The organism is Actinosynnema pretiosum, from assembly GCF_024171695.1.
Lineage (GTDB): Bacteria > Actinomycetota > Actinomycetes > Mycobacteriales > Pseudonocardiaceae > Actinosynnema > Actinosynnema pretiosum.
This window is the reverse complement of sequence record NZ_JAMTCF010000005.1, coordinates 317,297-336,029: the sequence shown is the minus strand read 5'-3', so window position 1 is coordinate 336,029 and position 18,733 is coordinate 317,297. Positions and strand designations below refer to the sequence as shown.

At 76.9% G+C, this 18,733-nt stretch carries 8 protein-coding genes; 5 read left to right on the top strand and 3 right to left on the bottom strand.

The window, feature by feature from the left end; all coding sequences use genetic code 11:
* The first annotated feature begins 2 nt into the window (after nucleotides 1–2).
* From LV78_RS12535 to LV78_RS12525, 3 genes are all read left to right on the top strand, one after another.
* Complete coding sequence (locus LV78_RS12535) at nucleotides 3–647, top strand: YitT family protein (protein ID WP_253845271.1); 645 nt, start codon at nucleotides 3–5, stop codon at nucleotides 645–647.
* Nucleotides 648–857: 210 nt separating this feature from the next.
* Complete coding sequence (locus tag LV78_RS12530) at nucleotides 858–1,505, top strand: response regulator transcription factor (RefSeq protein ID WP_301306454.1); 648 nt, start codon at nucleotides 858–860, stop codon at nucleotides 1,503–1,505.
* Nucleotides 1,502–3,067, top strand: coding sequence for a sensor histidine kinase (locus tag LV78_RS12525; RefSeq protein ID WP_253845268.1), 1,566 nt, complete (start codon nucleotides 1,502–1,504; stop codon nucleotides 3,065–3,067). Before LV78_RS12530 ends, LV78_RS12525 begins: the two co-directional genes overlap by 4 nt.
* A 148-nt stretch (nucleotides 3,068–3,215) precedes the next feature.
* Here the strand turns inward: LV78_RS12525 and LV78_RS12520 are convergent, their stop codons facing one another.
* The gene (locus LV78_RS12520) at nucleotides 3,216–4,739 is read right to left on the bottom strand and encodes an aromatic amino acid ammonia-lyase (protein WP_253845267.1); all 1,524 of its coding nucleotides are present in this window, start codon (nucleotides 4,737–4,739) and stop codon (nucleotides 3,216–3,218) included.
* Between the two features lie 62 nt (nucleotides 4,740–4,801).
* Here LV78_RS12520 and LV78_RS12515 point away from each other — a divergent pair, with 62 nt between their 5' ends.
* Nucleotides 4,802–6,352, top strand: coding sequence for an NAD(P)-binding domain-containing protein (locus LV78_RS12515; protein ID WP_253845265.1), 1,551 nt, complete (start codon nucleotides 4,802–4,804; stop codon nucleotides 6,350–6,352).
* Nucleotides 6,345–7,763, top strand: coding sequence for a class I adenylate-forming enzyme family protein (locus LV78_RS12510; protein ID WP_253845263.1), 1,419 nt, complete (start codon nucleotides 6,345–6,347; stop codon nucleotides 7,761–7,763). Before LV78_RS12515 ends, LV78_RS12510 begins: the two co-directional genes overlap by 8 nt.
* 72 nt (nucleotides 7,764–7,835) lie before the next feature.
* Here the strand turns inward: LV78_RS12510 and LV78_RS12505 are convergent, their stop codons facing one another.
* Together LV78_RS12505 and LV78_RS12500 are read right to left on the bottom strand one after the other, a co-directional pair.
* Entirely contained in the window at nucleotides 7,836–8,213 is a 378-nt protein-coding gene (locus LV78_RS12505; protein WP_253845262.1) for a VOC family protein, read from the bottom strand.
* Nucleotides 8,214–8,236: 23 nt separating this feature from the next.
* The gene (locus tag LV78_RS12500; protein ID WP_253845260.1) at nucleotides 8,237–18,733 is read right to left on the bottom strand and encodes a type I polyketide synthase; all 10,497 of its coding nucleotides are present in this window, start codon (nucleotides 18,731–18,733) and stop codon (nucleotides 8,237–8,239) included.

Below are 18,733 nucleotides of genomic sequence, written 5' to 3'. Positions count from 1 at the left end.
CCGTGACAACGATCGAATCGGCTCCCCTCGCACCACAAGTGCAGCAGGCGCCGCCGAAGCACAGCACCGCGGAGAACGTCGCGGGCATCGTGATCGGGGCTTTCGTGGCCTCGCTGGGTCTGTTCCTGCTCAAGTCGGCCGGGGTGGTGACGGGTGGCACGGCGGGACTGGTGCTGCTGGTCGGGCACCTCGTCGACTGGCCGTTCGCGGTGGTGTTCACCCTGTTGAACGCCCCGTTCGTGGCACTGGCGTGGCGCAGGCGCGGCCCCCGGTTCGTGGTGGCCTCGGCGGTGGCGGTGGCGCTGCTGTCGGCGTCCTCGCTGGCCCACGCGTCCTACCTGCGGGTGGACGCGATCAACCCGCTGTACGCCGCGCTGCTGGGGAACCTGGCGGCGGGCATCGGCATCCTGTTCGTCTTCCGCCACCACGCCAGCCTGGGCGGCTTCACGATCGTGGCGCTGGTCTGCCAGGACCGGTTCGGCTGGCGGGCCGGGTACGTGCTGCTGGCGCTGGACGCGGTCGTGGTGGCCGTGTCGGCGCTGTTCATGCCGCTGGACGCCGTGGCGCTCTCCGCGCTGGGCGCGGTCGTGGTGAACCTCGTGGTGTCCGCGAACCACCGGCCGGGGCGGTACCCGGTCGCGCTCTGATCCGAACCCGGTGCGGGCAGCGTGGCTCGCACCACCGACACCCCGGCACGGTGTTCCGACCGCCCCCTCGCACCTGGGCGCGACACCGGTGCGGCTCCCCGAACGACCGGGTCGAGCAGGGGTTCGGCGAACGTTGACGCACCCTCCTGACGTGGGACTCTGTTCTGCGTGCACGGCACCACGGGGACGCAGCCGAACGGCCGGTTCCGGTTGCTCCTGGTCGAGGACGACCGCGAGCTGGCGGAGCTGCTGGCCGAGTCGCTGCGCGCCGAGGGGTACGCGGTGGACGTCGCCGCCGACGGGCAGCGCGGGCTGCACCTCGGGCTGACCCGGCCCTACGACGTGGTCGTGATCGACCGGGGGCTTCCCGCGCTCGACGGGCTGGACCTGCTGGTGCGCCTGCGGTCCCGGTCGGTGCGGGCGCGCGCGCTGCTGCTGACCGCGCAGGGCACCGTGCACGACCGGATCGACGGGCTGGACGCGGGCGCCGACGACTACCTGGTCAAGCCGTTCGACCTCGACGAGCTGAGCGCGCGCCTGCGGGCGCTGTGCCGCCGGGCGCTGGAGCTGACCGACGTGCTGCGGATCGGCGCGGGGCACCTGGACGTCGGGCAGCGCGAGGTGGTGCTGCCCGGTGGCGGACGGCTCGGGTTGACCTCGCGCGAGTTCGGGCTGCTGCGCGTGCTGGCGACGCACCCGGACACCGTGCACACGCGGACCTCGTTGCGGCGCGCGGTGTTCCACGACACCACCTCGCCGTCCATAGTGGACACCTACGTGTACTACCTGCGCGCCAAGGCGGGCCGCTCGGTGGTGCACACCGTGCCGGGCGTCGGCTACCGCCTTGGCGCGCTGTGAGGGCGCCCCGCCGCTCGTGGACCGAGGCGGAGCGGGCGATCGTGCTGCGCGCCCGGCTGCGGGTGAGCGCGCTGGTGGCGCTGGCGATCACCGGGCTGGTGGCGCTGATCGGTGGGACGGCCTACGCGGTGCTGGAGCGGGCGCAGGGCGAGCAGGTGCGGCGCGAGCTGCGGCACGGCGTCGAGCACGGGCCGCCGTCCGGCAGCACCTGGCTGTTCACCGGGGCCGGGACCGAGCTGGGGGCCGGGACGCCGCCGCGTGGGTTCCCGTTGCGGGACGACCTGGCGCGGGTGCGCGCGGACGGCGGCGAGGTGGAGCGGACCGTCGCGGCGAACGGCACCGAGTACCTGGTGCTGACCCGCGCGGACCAGGGCGGCGAGGTGGTGCAGGCGGTGTTCGACGCCCGCCACCAGCTCGCCGACCGGCGGTACCTGCTGGCGGCGCTGGCGGTGGGCGAGGCGTGCGCGCTGGTCGCGGCGGCGGCGACCGGGGTGCTGGTGGGGCGCGAGGCGGTGGCGCCGCTGGCGGAGGCGCTGACGAGGCAGCGGCGGTTCGTCGCGGACGCGAGCCACGAGCTGCGCACGCCGATCGCGCGGGCCCGGCTGCGGGCGCAGCTGCTGGCGCGCAAGGCCGAGGCGGAGGGGCTGCCGCCCGAGCACCGGGCCGGGCTGGACAGGCTGATCGGCACGATCGGCGGGCTCGGCGACGTGGTGGACGACCTGCTGCGGTCGGCGCTGCTGACCGAGCAGTCCGGCCGGGCGGTGGACCTGGCGGCGCTCGCGCGGGACGCGGTGGCGGCCGAGGTCGACCGGGCGGCGGAGCGGCGGATCGCGCTGTCGGCGCGGCTGCCATCGGGACCGCTGGTGGTGACCGGGGTGGAGACGGCGCTGCTCCGGGCGGTGGCGGAGCTGCTGGCGAACGCGGTGCGGCACACCCCGCCCGGCGGGCGCGTGGACGTGGGGCTGGCGCGGGCGGGCGGGGTCGCGGAGCTGACCGTGGCGGACACCGGCGAGGGCTTCGACCCGGTGGCGGCGGACCGGCTCTTCGACCGGCACCACCGGGGGCCGGGTGGCGGGGAGCAGGGGTTCGGGCTGGGGCTGGCGCTGGTGCGGGAGGTCGTGGTCGGGCACGGGGGCGCGGTCGGCGCGGTGGGCGCACCGGGCCGGGGCGCGCGGTTCACGGTGCGGCTGCCGCTGGCGGAGAGCGCTCCCACGGGTGGTGGGGCGGGGGTGCGCGGGGAGCCTTGGCGGGCGGGGAGTCCGGCGGAACCGGCGGAACCGGCGGGGGCGGCAGGCGTGGTGGGTGGGCCCGAGGGGGCGGAGGACCGACCGGGGGCGACCGACGCGGAACATCGGCCGGGGACGACCAATGCGGGACGCCGGACGGGAACCGCTCGACCCGAGAACGCGGAACACCGGCCGGGGGTGACAGGCGCGGAACATCGGCCGGGAGCGGTGCGGCCCGGCGGCGTTGACCCGCTGGGACAGGTCCAGGCGGAGCTCTCGCGGGCGGAGCGGCATCCTGCGTGGTCCCAGGAGGTGCCGAGCCCGCGACACCCGTAGCGGACCACCGAAGCCGCGCACCCGGCGGAACCACGCCCACCGGGGAGCGCGCCGGGGTGGAGCGCGCTCCCCGGAACCGGCTCCCCGGAACCGACTGCCCGGAACCGGCTGCCCAGCCCCGAGGAGCGCCCCAACCCCAGCCCCAGGATCAGCCCCGCCACCCGGTCACCAGATCCGCCGCCAGGCGCACGTCCGCGTCCAGCGGGCGGTCCGGGTCGACCGGCGCGATCGCGTCCGCCAGCAGGTCCAGCAGCTCCGCGCAGCGCGGCGCAGTGGGCCGCCTGCCGCCGACGTGCACGGCCTGCCGCAGTCCCAGCGCGAGCGAGCCGCACAGCAGCCGCAGCAGCTCCGCCAGGTCGTACGAGCGCAGCGCGGCCTGGGTGCCGAACGGCACGACGTCCTGGTTGTGCAGGTTCGTCGGCAGGCTCTGCGTGCTCGCGGGCACGGCGTTGCGGCGGATCTCGGCGATGAACGCGGTGGTGGCCAGCTGCACGCCCTGCAAACCGTGCTGCTGCCCCGGTCCCGCGGCGAGCATCGGGGGCAGGCCGGTGTTGCGGGCCGGGTCGACCAGCAGGTCGAGCTGCCGCTCCACGAGGTTGCCGACCGACGCGGTGACCATGGCGATCGCGTCGGCGGCGAACGCGGCGGGCTGGCCGAAGAAGTTGCCGCCGTGCGCGACGACGTCGTCCTCGGGGAAGAACAGCGGGTTGTCGCTGATGCTGGTCAGGTCGGCGGCCACGACGCCGTCGGCGTAGCGCAGCGCGTCCTCGGCGGCCCCGAGCAGCTGCGGCGAGCAGCGGATGCTGTACGGCTCCTGCAGCGGCCGGTCGCCGGCGGGCGTGGTCCCGTCGAGCGCGCCGCGCATCCGCTCCGCGACGGCGATCGCGCCGGGGTGGCCGTAGGCGCCGATCAGGCCGGGGTGCAGGAAACCGGGGTCGCAGCCGAGGACGTCGGCGAGCAGGCAGGTGAGGTCCTGGGCGGCGCGGTGGCTCGCGCGCACCGAGTCCAGTGCCAGCGCGGTCGCGGCGGTGGTCACGGAGGTGCCGTTGACCAGGGCGAGCGCGTCGCGGCCGTCCAGGGTGAGCGGGGCGAGCCCGGCCCGGTTCAGGGCCTCGTCGGCGGGCAGCCGCTCGCCGTCGAGGTGCGCGCTCCCCCTGCCGCGCAGGGCTTGGGTGGCGTAGGCGAGCGGGATCAGGTCGCCGCTGGCGCCGACCGAGCCGAACCGGGGCACGGCCGGGGTGAACGTGGTCGCGAACATCGCGGCCAGGGTGTCCACGACCTCGGTCGACACCCCGGAGAAGCCCTGGCCGAGCGACCACACCCGCAGCAGCAGGGCGGCGCGCACCACGTCGTGCGGCAGGTCCGGTCCCTGACCGGCGCCCAGGTGCGCGAGGGTGTTGTCGCACTGGTCGGCCTCCTCAGCGCGCCCGGCGTAGCCGATGAGCGCCCCGAACCCGGTCTTGACCCCGTACACGGGCCGGTCGTCGTCGGCGCGCACCACGCGCAGGAACTCGCGGGCCCGCTCGACGCGCCCGCGCACCTCCGGCCCGACGAGCAGCGGCACGGGATCGGCCGCGCGGCGCAGGTCGGCGGTGCTCAGCGGCGCGCCCAGGTCGATCGGGGCGCCGGGGTCGGCGGGTGCGGCGGTGGCGCCGGGGCTGGTCGTGGTCACCGGCTGACCGTAGGAAAGCGATCTCAGAGTTCTCTGAGATCGCCGGGCTAGCTTCCGGACGCATGGCGCACGAGTACCTGATCATCGGCGCGGGCCCGGCGGGCCTGCAGCTGGCGGCACTGCTGGAGCGGGACGGCCGGGACTACGCCGTGCTGGAGCGCGGGGAGGCGCCGGGGGCGTTCTTCTCCCGCTACCCCAGGCACCGCACCCTGATCTCCATCAACAAGGTGCGCAGCGGGTACCGGGACCCGGAGCAGCGGCTGCGGGTGGACTGGAACTCGCTGCTGTCCGACGACCCGGAGCTGCTGTTCGGCCGGTACACCGGGAAGTACTTCCCGCACGCCGACGACATGGTGCGCTACCTGGCCGATTTCGCCGCCGCCACGGGGGTTCGGGCGCACTACGGGGTCGAGGTCGTGCGGATCTCCCGCGACGACACCGGTTTCACCGTGCTCGACGGCGCCGGGAAGGAGTGGCGGGCGGCTCGGGTGGTGGTCGCGACCGGGGTGTCGCGGCCGAACGTGCCGAGGATCCCCGGCGTCGAGCACGCCGAGCGCTACGACACCTTCGACCCGTCCCCCGAGTCGTTCACCGACCAGCGGGTGCTGATCATCGGCAAGGGCAACTCGGCGTTCGAGACGGCCGACTCGCTGATCGAGCACGCGGCGGTGATCCACGTCGCCGGGCCGCACTCGGTGAAGCTGGCCTGGCAGACGCACTTCGTCGGGCACCTGCGGGCGGTGAACAACAACTTCCTGGACACCTACCAGCTCAAGTCCGAGAACGCGGTGCTGGACGGCACGATCGAGCTGATCGAGCCGAGGCCCGGCGGCGGGTTCCGGGTGCTGTTCCGGTACGCGCGCACCGAGGAGAAGCTGCGGGAGCTGGAGTACGACCGGATCGTCTCGTGCGCCGGTTTCCGTTTCGACGCCTCGGTGTTCGACGACTCCTGCCGCCCCGCGCTGGTGATCGACGACCGGTTCCCCGAGCAGACCTCGGCCTACGAGTCGGTGAACGTGCCCGGACTGCACTTCGCCGGGACGCTCACGCAGCAGCGCGACTTCAAGCGGTCCACCAGCGGGTTCATCCACGGGTTCCGGTACGGGGCGCGGGCGCTGCACCGGATCCTGACCGCGCGGCACCACGACCGCCCGTGGCCGTCGACCGGGCTGGCGGCGGCGCCGGACGCGATCAGCGACGCGCTGGTGGCGCGGGTGAACCGCTCCTCCGCGCTGTGGCAGCAGTTCGGGGTGCTCGGCGACGTGGTGACGGTGTCCGGCGATCAGGCCCGGTACGAGGAGGAGGTCCCCACCGCGTACGTCGCCGACGGCGGTCTCGGGCCCGCGCCGCACCGGTTCGTGATCACCCTGGAGTACGGGCCGAACCACGACACCGTCGACCCGTTCGACATCACCGTGCCGCGCGTGCTGGAGAACGACGTGGAGCACGCGCAGGACGCCAGCTACCTGCACCCGGTGGTGCGGCACTACCGGGACGGCGAACTGGCCGGGGTGCACCACCTGGCGGAGAACCTGGAGAACCACTGGGACCTGCCGCAGGTGCACCAGCAGCCGCTCGCGGTGTTCGTGAAGGAGTGCCTGGCCGATGGGTGAGCCGTTCCCAGGGGCGGTGCTGGACGTGCTGGCGCGGGCGGGCGACCGGGTCGTGCTGGAGCACGGCGCGCGGTCGGTGGGCGCGGCGGAGCTGCTGGACCTCGTCGCGCGGGTGGCGGCCGGGTTGCGGCGGCGCGGGATCGGGCCGGGCGACGGGGTCGCGCTGCTGCTGGGCGTGACCCCGGAGGCGTTCGCCGCGATCCTGGCCGCGCACGCGGTGGGCGCGCGGGTGGTCGGGGTGCGGCCGGGTCTGCCGGAGGCGCACGTGCGGCGGCTGCTGGAGCTGGACGTCGCGCTCGTGGTGGTGGACTCGCCCGCGCGCCGAGGGGTCCGGCTCGCGGAGCTGTGCGCGGCGGAGCCTGAGCCGCTGCGCCTCGGCGCGCGGGCGGCGGACGTGGCCAGGCTGATCCACACCAGCGGCAGCACCGGGGCGCCGAAGGCGGTCGGGCAGACCTACCGGGCGATGGCGGCGGCGTGGACGGCGGTCCCGTCGCGCTGGCCGCAGGCGGTCGCCGAGCTGGCCGCGCGGCTGGAGCGGTACCTGGTGTTCGGGACGCTGGCCAGCCAGGTGATGTTCGAGTACGCGGTGCTGTCGATCACGGCGGGCGGGGTGGTGGTGGTCGCGGAGGACCCGTCGCTGCCCGGCGCGATCACCCGGCACCGGGCGAGCGCGAGCGTGATCACCGTGCCGCGCCTGGCGAAGCTCGTCGCCGCGCACCGCTCCTCCCCCGCCGACCTGTCGACGTTGCGGGCGCTGCTGGTGTCCGGGTCGCCGCTGAGCGCGTCCCGGCACCGGGAGGCCCTGGAGGTGCTGGGACCGGTGGTGTTCCACGGCTACGGGCAGACCGAGACCAGCACGATCGCCATGGCCACCCCGGACGACCCGCCGGGGTCGGTGGGGCGTCCCCTGGTGCCGCTGGAGGTCAGGGACGAGCGGGGCCGGGTCGTGCCGCGCGGGGTGAGCGGCGAGCTGTTCGTCCGCGCGCCCGCGCAGGCGGACGGCTACTGGGGCGACGCCGAGGAGTCCGCGGAGGTGTTCGTGGACGGGTGGGTGCGCACCCGCGACCTCGGGCACCTGGACCAGGACGGCGTGCTGTGGCTGACCGGGCGCACCCGCGACGTGGTGATCGTGAACGCGAACCTGCACCACGTCGGCCCGATCGAGCGGGTGATCGCCGAGCACCCGGACGTCGCCGAGGCGTACGTGGTGGCCGTGCCGGACGAGGAGACCGGGGAGGCGGTGCACGCGTTCGTGGTGCCGTCCGGCGAGCACGAGCCCGATCCAGCGCAGCTGCGGGAGCTGGTGATCGGGCGGCTGGGACCGGCGTGCGCGCCGACGCGGGTGACGCTGATCCGGGAACCGCCGCTGGCGCCGAGCGGGAAGCCGGACAAGCGGTTGCTGCTGCCGTGAGGGACCGGCCGCCGTGGTGGATCAGCCGCCGTGCGGGACCGGGCGCCGTGCGGGATCAACCGCCGTGCGGCGTCAGTCCACGACGAGGCAGAACGGGTGCCCGGCGGGGTCTGCGTAGACGCGCCAGCCTCGCTCGTCGTCGCCCCGGTCGAGCAGCACCGCGCCGTGGCGCAGCAGCTCGGGCTCCTCGGCGTCCAGGTCGGTGACGGTCAGGTCGAGGTGCATCTGCTGCGGGTGCGCGCCCTCCGGCCAGGTGGGCGGCCGGTGGTCGGGGACGCGCTGGAAGCACAGGACCTGGCCGTCCGGCAGGTGGGTGGTGGCCCAGTCCTCGTCCAGGCTCCAGCGCGGGTCCGGCCGGTCGACCTCGCCGCCGAGCACGGCCGCGTAGAAGCGGGCCAGCCCCCGGGCGTCCGGGCAGTCGATGACCAGGCACTGCAGGCGTGGCGCCATCACGTCCTCCTCCCCCGGCCACCCTAGTCGTGCGCGGGTTGGGGGACGGGGGCTTCGGACAGGGCCGCGAGCAGCGTCCTGATCCGGGCGGTGGCGGCGGCGCGGGGCGCGCTGTCCGGGGCCAGTCCGGCCAGTTCCGCCTCCAGGTCGGCGATCCGGCCGAGCAGGTCGGTGGCGCGGGGCGCGGACCCCGGTCGGGGCGCGGTGCGGACCGGGAGCAGCACCGGCTCGTCCACGGCGTGGGCCGCGTCGAACAGCCGCACGCCCTGCTCCCCGGTCAGCGGGGCGAGGTCCGCGCCCGCAAGGCGTTCGACGTGCGCCGGTCGCCCGCCCTCCCACGGTCCCCAGGCCAGCGAGCGGGCCGGGAGGCCCTGGGCGCGGCGGGTCCTGGCCAGGCCGTCCAGGAAGGCGTCGGCGGCGGCGGGAACGGCCCGGCCCGCGCCGCCGAGCGATCCGGCCGCCGACGAGAACAGGGTGAACAGCGCCAGGTCGTGCCCGGCGGTGGCCCGGTGCAGCCACCAGGCGCCGGAGACCTTGGCCCGGAACACCTCGTCCAGCGCGTCCGGCCGGGTCCCGGCGAGCACGTCGTCCGCCGCGACGCCCGCCGCGTGCACGACCCCGCGCAGCGGCAGCGCGTCCGGCACGTGCTCCAGCAGCGCCTCGACCTGGGCGCGCTCGCCGACGTCGCAGGGCACGAGTCGCACCCGCGCGCCCGAGTTCTCCAGCTCCGCCACCAGTTCCGCCGCTCCCGGCGCGTCCGGGCCGCGTCGGGAGGCGAGCAGCAGCGACCGGACCCCGCGCCGCGCCACCAGGAACCGCGCGACCGAGGAGCCGAGCCTGCCCGTGCCACCGGTGATCAGCACCGTGCCGCCGGAGAGGTCGACGTCGGACGGCCGCATCTCGACATCGGTCCACTGTGGACTCAACACGGCCCCCTCGCGCACCACGACCTCCCGCTCCCCCGAGGCGATCACGCGCAACAACCGCTCGGGCGCGGCGGAACCGTCCACGTCCACGAGCGCGAACCGGTCGGGGTGCTCGACCCGCGCCGACCGGACCGCGCCCCACACCGGGGCGTCCACGAGCCCGGTGGTCGTGGCGTTCCCGGTGACCACGACCAGGCGCGCACCGGCCCACCTCGGCTCGTCCAGCCACCACCGCAGCAGCGCCAGCACCTCGTGCGCGACCAGGCGCGCCCCCTGCACCGGGTCCCCCTGCCTGGCTGCGGACACCCGCACCGCGACGTGGTCGGGCGCGCGCTCGGAGTCCCGCTCCAGCGCGGCCAGGTCCGGGTACCGCTCGCCGGGCAGCTCCCAGTCCAGGCCGACGAACGCCCACGTCCCCGGCTCGCCACCGGCGGGCGCGGGAACCCAGTCGCACCGGCGCAGCTCGCCGCCCACCTCGTCGGCCGCCTCTTCGGCGACGTCCCCGGCCACGTCCCCGACCACCTCGTCAACCTGGCAGCGCACCCGCTGGAACGGGTAGGTGGGCAGGTCGACGCGCCGCGCGCCGGTGCCGTCGAACACCGCAGCCCAGTCCACCGCCACGCCCCGGTTGTGCGCGCGGGCGACCGCCGAGGTGACCGCGCGCTCCACGTCCCGCCCGCTCCTGGCGAGCGGCACGAACGCGGCCCGCCCCGGCTCGGGCACGCACTCCGCGCCCAGCGCCGACAGCACGCTCCCCACGCCCAGCTCCAGGTACGTGCGCACGCCCCGCCCGTCGAGCCAGCGGACCGCGTCGTGGAACCGCACGGTGTCCCTGGCCTGCCGCCGCCAGTGCTCGGGCGCGGCCAGATCCCGCGCCCCGACCGGTCCGCCGCTCACCCCGGACACCAGCGGGATCACCGGTTCGGCCGCGCTGAGCCCGGTCGCGACCTCGGCCAGGTCGTCCAGCACCGGGTCGACGTCGGCCGAGTGGAACGCCCAGCCGGTGGCCAGCCTGCGGTGCCGCACGCCGAGCGCCGCGCACCGCTCCACCAGCCCGGCGACGTCGTCCAGCGCGCCCGCCACCACCACGGACTCCGGCCCGTTCACGGCGGCCAGCCCCAGCCGCTCGCCCAGCAGCGGCAGCACGTCCTGCGGGGTCAGGCGCAGCGCCACCATCGCGCCCTCGGGCATCCGCTCCTGCATGAGCCTGCCGCGCGCGGACACCAGCCGGGCCGCGTCCGCCAGCGCCAGCGCTCCGGCCGCGTGGGCCGCCGCGATCTCGCCGACCGAGTGGCCGAACACGAAGTCCGGGACGACGCCCCACGACCCGAGCAGCCGCAGCAGCCCGACGCCGACCGCGAACAGGGCGGTCTGCGCGAACACCGTGCTGGCCGCGAGGTCCTCCGCGTCGCCGGTGAGCACCGCGCGCAGCCCGTCGGCGAGGTCGGCGTCGACCGCGCCGACGACCTCGTCCACGGCGGCGGCGAACACCGGGAACGCCGCGCACAGCTCGCGCGCCACACCCGGCCGCTCCGCGCCCTGGCCGGGGAACAGGAACGCCACGCCGCCGCCCTGCGCGGTGTCGCGGCGCAGCTCGGAGGCCGGTTCGCCGTGCGCGAGGGCGGCGAGCCCACGCCGGAACCCGGCCAGGTCGTCGCCGAGGACGGCGGCCCGGTGGGCCAGCCCGGCGCGGGAGCGCGCGAGCGAGAAGCCGACGTCGAGAACGTCCACTTCGGACTGGACGCGGTCGAGCAGCCGGGAGGCCCGCTCCCGCAAGGCGTCCGGGCTCGCGCCGGACAGCAGCCAGGGCAGGGGGCGCGCGGTCCGCCGGGAGCGCGGCGCGGCGGACTTCCTCGGCGCCTGCTCCAGGACGACGTGCGCGTTGGTGCCGCTCGCCCCGAACGCGGACACCCCGGCCCGGCGCGGCCTCGCCGTGCCCTGGCCCCTGGAGGTCGGCCACGGCTGGTCCTCGTCGAGCAGCCTGACCTGGCCCAGCGCCCAGTCCACCCTGGTGGTCGGCCGACCGGCGAGCAGCGTGCGGGGCAGTCGGCCGGAGCGCAGCGCCAGCACGGTCTTGATCACCCCGGCGAGCCCGGCGGCGGCGTGCGCGTGCCCGAGGGCGGACTTGAGCGAGCCGACCCACAGCGGTCGCTCGCGCTCCCGGTAGGCCTCCTGCAACGCCCGCAGCTCGACCTCGTCCGCTTGCGGGACACCGGTTCCGTGCGCCTCCACCGCGTCCACGTCACCGGGCCGCAGCCCCGCGTCGGCCAGCGCCGCGCGGATGACCTCGCGCTGCGCGTCCCCGCTGCCGGTCGCGCCGTCCGAGTTCACGGCCGCGCCGCGCAGCACGGCCAGCACCGGGCGGCCCGCGCGCTCGGCGTCGGACAGCCGCTCCAGCAGCAGCACGCCGACCCCCTCGGAGCGCACGACGCCGTCCGCGTCGTCCGCGAAGGGCTTGCAGCGCCCGTCCGGCGAGCCTGCGGGTGGCGGTTCGGCCAGGACGGTGGCCGCGCCGACGAGCGCGAGCGAGCACTCGCCGCGCCGCAGCGCCTCGCCCGCCAGGTGCAGCGCGACGAGGGAGGAGGAGCAGGCGGTGTCGACGGTGATGGCCGGGCCGGTGAGCCCGAAGGCGCGGGCGAGGCGGCCGGAGAGCGCGCCGCCTGCGCAGCCGCCGAACGGGTCGTCGGCGTCCTGGCCCCGTGGGCCGCCCTCCTGGGACGCGCCGACGAGCACGGCGGTCCCGCTGCCGCGCAGCGCGGTCGGGTCGAGCCCGGCGCGCTCGAAGGCCTCCCAGGCGGTTTCCAGCAGGAGCCGCTGCCTCGGGTCGAGGGTGCGGGCCTCGCGCTCGCCGAGGTCGAACAGCTCCCGGTCGACCAGGCCGAGGTCGGGCAGGAACCCGCCCGCGCGGTCGGTGGCGCGCGGTCCGGAGAGGTCCCAGCCCCGGTCGCGCGGGAGCGGGCCGACGACGTCGTCGCCGGAGGCGAGCAGGTCCCAGAGCTGCTCGGGGGTGGTGACGCCGCCGGGGAAGCGGCAGGCCATCGACACGATCACCAGCGGGTCGTCCGCGACGGGCGCGGGCTTGGCCGGTGGCCTGCGGTCGACCACGGGCGGGGTGGTGGGCCCTGGGTCGGTCGGCCTGGGGTTCGCGGGGTGGTCGGTGGGCTTGGCGGGCTTGAAGGACACGCGGGTGGCGGGCTTCGACGGGAGCGCCGCTTCCGGGTGGGGCGCGCCGAACAGGGAGCGGCGCAGGTGCCCGGCGAGGGAGGCCGGGGTCGGGTGGTCGAACACCAGGGTGGTGGCCAGGCGCAGCCCGGTGGCGGCGCTGAGCCGGTCGCGCAGCTCCACGGCGCGCGGCGAGTCGACGCCGAGGTCGCGGAACGGGCGGGTGGGCGTGATCCGGGCGGGCCCGTCGTGGCCGAGCACCTGGGCCGCGACGGACCGCACCAGCTCCACGAGCGCGCCGCGCTGGTCGGCGGCGGGCATGGCCGCGAGGTCGGCGGCGAACTCGGACGCGGAGACGGTGGGCTGGAACCGTTGGGGGGCGGGGGTTTGCGGCTCGGCGGTCGGGTCGGGCGCGGGTGGGGCGGTCGCGGGCGGAGTGGTGGACGCGGGCCGGTCCGGGGCGGGGTTCGCGCCGGACGGCCCCTCGGTGGTCGGCCTGGCGCCGGACGGGCCCGCAGTGGTCGGCCTGGCACCGGTTGGGCCCGTGGTGGCGGATTCCACGCCGGAAAGGCCCGCAGTGGTTGGGCCTGTGGTGGTTGGGCTCGTGGTGGTCGCACCTATGGCGGAGCGCCCCTTGGCTGCGAGACTCGCGCCGGACGTCCCGTTGGCGGCCGGGCCCAGGCAGGTCGAACCCGCCACGGTCGAGCCCACACCACCGGTCCACGGTTCGGCGGAGAGCGAGGTCGCGGTCTCGCCGAGGGAGCGGCGGCGTTGGGCGATCGCGTCCAGGTGCGCGGTCGCCGCCGCGCGGGCGCTCTGCCCGGCCACGCCCAGCGCGCCCGCGTCCGAGGAGAGCAGCACGAACGCGTCGAGCGGTTCGCCGCGCAGCAGCTCGTCCAGGACCTCCGCGCCGCGCGCCGCGTCCGCCCAGGCTCGGGTGAGGTCCTCGGCGGTGGTCTCGGCCAGCGGGATCGCGGGCCCCTCCCCCGCCGCGTGCACGACGGTGGTGGGCCGGTGGCCGCCCGCGCGCAAGCCCTCCAGGAGTGCGGCCAGTGCGGCGCGGTCGGTGAAGTCGCAGGTCACGGCGGTGATCCGACCCCCGACCCGCGCCAGTTCGACGGAGTCCGGGCCGGAGGTCACCAGGACCACGTGCTCGGCGCCGTTCTCGATGAGCCAGCCGGTGATCCGCGCGCCCCGGTCGCCGGTGACCAGCACGGTCCCCCTCGGCCGCCACTCCGGCGCCGGGCCGCCAGCCGCCGGGACCTGGTCGCGCGCCAACAGCTCCGGTCCGCGCACCGCCACCCGGTCCACCCCGCTCGCGACCACCGCGCCGAGCAGCCGGGCGGCCTCGGGACCGGGCAGGTCGACCAGCCCGCCCCAGCGCTCCGGGTGCTCCAGCGCGGCGACGCCGCCCAGCCCCCACACGGCCGCCTGCGCGGGAACGGGCGTGGTCCCGCCCGGCGCGACCGCGCCGGAGGTGACGCACCACAGCGGCGCCGTGACGCCCGCGTCGCCGAGCGCCTGGACGAGCGCGGCGGTCGCCAGGACCGCCCGGCTCACCCCGGACTCGCCGTGCGGCTGGTCGTCCAGGGCGAGCAGCGACACCACCCCGGCCCACCGGCCGCCGACCCGCGCGGCCAGCGCTTCCCGCCGCGCCCCACCGGGGCCGACGACCAGGGCGCGCACCCCGTCGGCGGTGGCCCGGACCTGCCGCACCCACTCGTCGAACCCCGGCCCCGGCGGGCGCACGACCAGCCACTCCCCCGACAACCGGGCCGCGCTGTCGCTCTCGACCGGGGTCCACTCGACGTCGGGCGACCGGTCGTCGTCCGACGCGGAGCCGTCAGCTGGCGAAGGGGCACCGCCCGGTGACCGGCTGGCGTCCGGCGAGGAGGGACCGCCTGGTGACCGGTCGACGTCCGGCGAAGGGGTGCCGCCCAGCAACCGGCTGGCGTCCGATGAGAAGCCGCCGTCAGGCGCGGAAACACCACCCGGCAACCGACCACCACCCGGCGAGAAGGCGCCGTCCGGCTCGGGAACACCGCCTGGCAACCGACCGCCATCCGACGGGAAGGCACCATCAGGCTCGGGAACACCACCCGGTGAAGGAACACCGCTCGGTGACCGGTCACCATCCGGCGAGAAGCCACCATCCCGCACAGGAGCGCCAACCAGCGACCGGCCGCCGTCCAGCGAGAAGGCGCCACCCGGCAACCGGCCGCCATCCGGCGAGATGGCCCCCTCCGGCGCGGAGGTCCCGTCCGGCACAGGCGTCCCGCCCGGCGCGGATGCCCCACCCGGCACGGGCCGGTCACGCCGGAACGCGTACGTGGGCAGGGGCACCGCCCGCCCGTCCGGGAAAGCGGGCGCCCAGTCGACCGCGACCCCGCTCACCCAGGCCCGCGCGGCGGAGCGCAGGAACCGCTCGGCCCCGTCCTCGTCCCGGCGCAGCGTCCCGAGCGCGGCGACGCGCGCCCCGGCTTCCTCCGCCGTCTCCCGCAGCGGGTCCACCAGCACCGGGTGCGGGCTGATCTCGATGAACGCGTCGAAACCGTCGGCGATCAGCTCCCGCGCGGTGTCGGCGAACCGCACCGGTGAGCGCAGGTTCCGGTACCAGTGCTCGGCGTCCAGCGGCTCCGCGCCGATCCGGCGGGCCTCGGCGCTGGAGTACAGCGGGATTCGGGGTTCGCGGGGCGCGATGCCCGCCAGGAGCCGTTCCAGCTCGGCGCGCACGGGGGTGACGCGCGAGCAGTGCGCGGCGTGGTCGACGGGCAGGCGGCGGGTGCGCACGCCCTCGCCCGCCAGCTCCGCGCACAGCCGGTCGACCGCGTCGGCGTCCCCGGCGACGGTGGTGGCGCGCGGCCCGTCGACGGCGGTGACCACGATCCCGTCGCGCCCGAGCAGCTCCGAGGGCGGCAGCGCGACCGACGCCGCGGCCCCGGTGCCCGCGAGCGGCAGCAGCGCCCGGCCCAGCAGCGCGCCGACGGCCGCCGCGTCCTCCAGTGAGAGCGCTCCCGCGACGCAGGCCGCCGCGATCTCACCGCACGAGTGCCCCACCACGGCGAGGGGTTCGACGCCGTGCGCGCGCCACAGCTCCGCCAGCGACACCAGCACCGCGAACAGCACCGGCACCGCCACGTCGACCCGCTCCAGCGGCGGCGCGGACGCGTCGCCGAGCAGCGCGGAGGTCAGCGACCAGTCGACGTGCGGGGCCAGCGCCCACTCGCAGTCCTCGATCCTGGCGGCGAACACCGGGAAGTCCCGCAGCAGCCCGCGCGCCATCCCGGCCCAGCTCCCGTCGAGGCCGGGGAACACGAACACCGCGCGCCCGCCGGTCGGCTCACCGCCGCGCACCGCGTTCGCGGGCCGCCCGCCCCCGGCGAGCACGTCGAGCGCGCGGGTGAACTCGGCGCGCTCCTTGGCGATCACCACGACCCGCCGCTCCAGCGCGGCCCTGCGGGTGGCCAGCGACCAGCCGAGGTCGGCCACCCCCAGGTCGGGGTGCGCGGCCAGGTGCTCGCGCAGCCGGAGCGCTTGCGCGGCCAGCGCCTCGCCGTCGCGCGCGGAGAGCACCCACGGGTGGGCGCGCGGCTTCCCGGCGCGCTGGGCGGGCAGCAGCACGGCGGGCGGCACGTGCTCGACCACGGCGTGCGCGTCGGCCCCGTCCGGCCCGGAGGAGGTCACGGCGGCGCGGCGCGGTCGGTCGGCGCGGTTCGGCCACGGGACGGCGTCGACGACGGGCCGCACGGGTCCGGTGGTGGGGGTGGCGCTCGGGGTGGCGGGCACGCGGCCGTGCCGCATCGCGAGGACCACCTTGAGCAGCCCGGCGATCCCGGCCGCGGCCCCGGTGTCGCCGAGGGCGGCGGTGAGCGAGCCGACCAGCAGCGGGCGCTCCCGGTCGGGGTCGCAGGCGGCGGCCAGCTCGGACCCGCCACCGCTCCCCTCCACGAGCTCCAGGTCGGCGACGGTCAGCCCGGCGCGCCCCAGCGCGGGTTCCAGCGCGCCGCGCCGGGAGGCGCCGTCCGCGTTGACCGCGCTGCCCAGCACGACGGCGAGCACCTCGCGCCCGGCGCGCCTGGCGTCCGACAGTCGTTCCAGCAGCACCAGCGCGACGCCACCGGTGGTGGTCGCGCCGCTCGCGAGCGCCAGCCCGCACTCGTCCTGCCGCAGCGACTGGCAGGCCAGGTGCAGCGCGGCCAGCGACGCGGAGCAGGAGGTGTCGACGGTGAGGGAGGGGCCTTCGAGCCCGTAGGCGTGGGAGATCCGGCCGGACGGGGCGGCGGCGGGGTGGTCGCCGCTCGCGCCGACGAACACGCCGGTGCGGCTGCCGCGCAGGTCCTCCGGGAGGACGCCCGCGTGCTCCAGCGCCTCCCAGGAGGTCTCCAGCAGCAGCCGCTGCCTCGGGTCGAGGGCGGCGGCCTCGTCAGGGGTGAAGCCGAAGAACGCGGCGTCGAAACCGTCCACATCGGACAGAGGCGCGATTGCGGCACGCCCCTCGGACAGGAGTCGCCACAGGTCGTCGGGCGAGGCGACGCCGCCGGGCAGGCGGCAGGCCATGCCGATGACGGCGATCGGCTCGTGCGCGGGGGCGGCTGGCTCAGGACGCTCGTCAAGGCGGAGGTCCCCGCGCTGGAACGGGTAGCCGGGCAGGTCGACGTGCCGCGTCCCGGCTTCGACCGGCCAGGTCACCTCGACGCCGGACACGTGCGCGTGCGCCGCCGAACGGAGGAACCGCGACATCCCGCCGTCGTCGCGGCGCAGCGTGCCCAGGACGGCGGCGCGGTCCCCGACGAGCTCGGTCATCGTGCCGGTCAGCACCGGGTGCGGGCTGATCTCGATCAGCGCGCCGTGGTCGAGCAGTTCGCGAATGGCGTCCGCGAACTGGTCACCGGTGGTGGTCGAGCGGAACGGGGTGGCGGCGGTCGTGGGGCGCGCGTCGACGGGTTCTGCGCGCACCCGGCTCAGCTCCGCGGCCAGTTCCGCCGCGTCGGCCAGGGACAGCGCTCCGGCGACGTGGGCCGCCGCGATCCCGCCTCCGGCGTGGCCGAGCACCGCGACCGGTTCGACGCCGTGCGCGCGCCACAGCGCGGCCAGCGACACCAGGACCGTGAACAGCGCGGGCCGCGCCACGTCGGGGCGGTCGAGCGGCGGCGCGCCCTCCGCGCCGCGCAGCACGTCCAGCACGGAGAAGTCCACGTGCGGCGCGAGCGCGGCGGCGCACCCGGTCGCGGCCTCGGCGAACGCGGGCGCGGTGTCCAGCAGCTCCTCGGCCATCCCCGGCCACGACGAGTCGTGACCGGGGAGCACGAACACCGCCCGGCGTCCGGGGACGGCGACTCCCCGGACCGCGTCGTCGTCCAGCGCCCGCAGGAGTTCGGCGCGGTCCCGGCCCACCACCACGGCCCGGTGCGCGAACGCGCTGCGGCGGGCGAGGGCGTCGGCGACCTCGGCGGGCGTGCCGGTCCCGTCGTCGGCGAGGCGCGCGCGCAGGCGGTCGGTCGCGCGGCGCAGCGCCTCAGCGGTCTTGGCCGAGAGCGGCCAGGCCACCACCGGCTCCGGTCCGCTCTCCTCCGGCTCGGGTTCGGCCTCGGGCCGCTCCAGCACCACGTGGGCGTTGCCGCCGCCGAACGCGGACACCCCGATCCGGCGCGGCGCGGCGCCCGCCCCGGCCGCCAGCAGCACGTCGATCACCCCGGCACCTGCGGGGTGCTCGACGTCCACCTGCCCGGCGTCCACCCGCGCGGCATCCACCTGCGCGGCGTCCAGACCTGCGTCGCGCAGCGCCGCGCGGACGACGTCCTGCCGCGAGGCCCCGTCGTCACCGCCGTCCGAGTTGACCGCGCTGCCCCGCACGACCCCGCGCACCGGGCGCCCGTGCCGCCGCGCGTCGGACAGCCGCTCCAGGAGCAGCACGCCCTCCGCGCCGCCCACCAGCGCGAGCGAGCACTCGCCGCGCCGCAGCGCCCGCACCGCCAGGTGCAGGGCCACCAGCGACGCCGAGCAGCCGGTGTCCACGGTCAGCGCGGGACCGCCGAGGCCGAGCACGTGGGCGATCCGCCAGGACAGGACGGCCGGGTCACGGGACGTGCGCGGGTCGAGGAGTCGAGCGCTCGCGCCGACGAACACCCCCGTGTCACCACCGGCGAGCGAGTCCGGCCTGATCCCGGCGCTCTCCACGGCCTCCCAGGAGGTTTCCAGCAGCAGGCCCTCCGCCGGGGCCATGACGCGCGCCTCGTGCGCCGGAATGCCGAAGAAGTCGGCGTCGAACGAGTCCACATCGGACTCGGAGCCGCCGTGCGCGCGGCGGCCGACGCCGACGACCGCGACGGGTTCGCGGTCGCGGTCCTCCGCCCGGTCAAGGCGAGCGCGCAGCTCGCGGGCGTCGGAGGTGACGCGCCTGAGGTAGGCGCGCAGCCGGTCCTCGTTGCCCAT

Excerpts from the sequence above, each read along its gene's own strand:
- LV78_RS12515 (WP_253845265.1), top strand. The coding sequence starts at position 4,802 with ATGGCGCACGAGTACCTGATCATCGGCGCGGGCCCGGCGGGCCTGCAG.
- LV78_RS12510 (WP_253845263.1), top strand. The coding sequence starts at position 6,345 with ATGGGTGAGCCGTTCCCAGGGGCGGTGCTGGACGTGCTGGCGCGGGCG.
- LV78_RS12505 (WP_253845262.1), bottom strand. The coding sequence starts at position 8,213 with ATGGCGCCACGCCTGCAGTGCCTGGTCATCGACTGCCCGGACGCCCGG.
- LV78_RS12500 (WP_253845260.1), bottom strand. The coding sequence starts at position 18,733 with ATGGGCAACGAGGACCGGCTGCGCGCCTACCTCAGGCGCGTCACCTCC.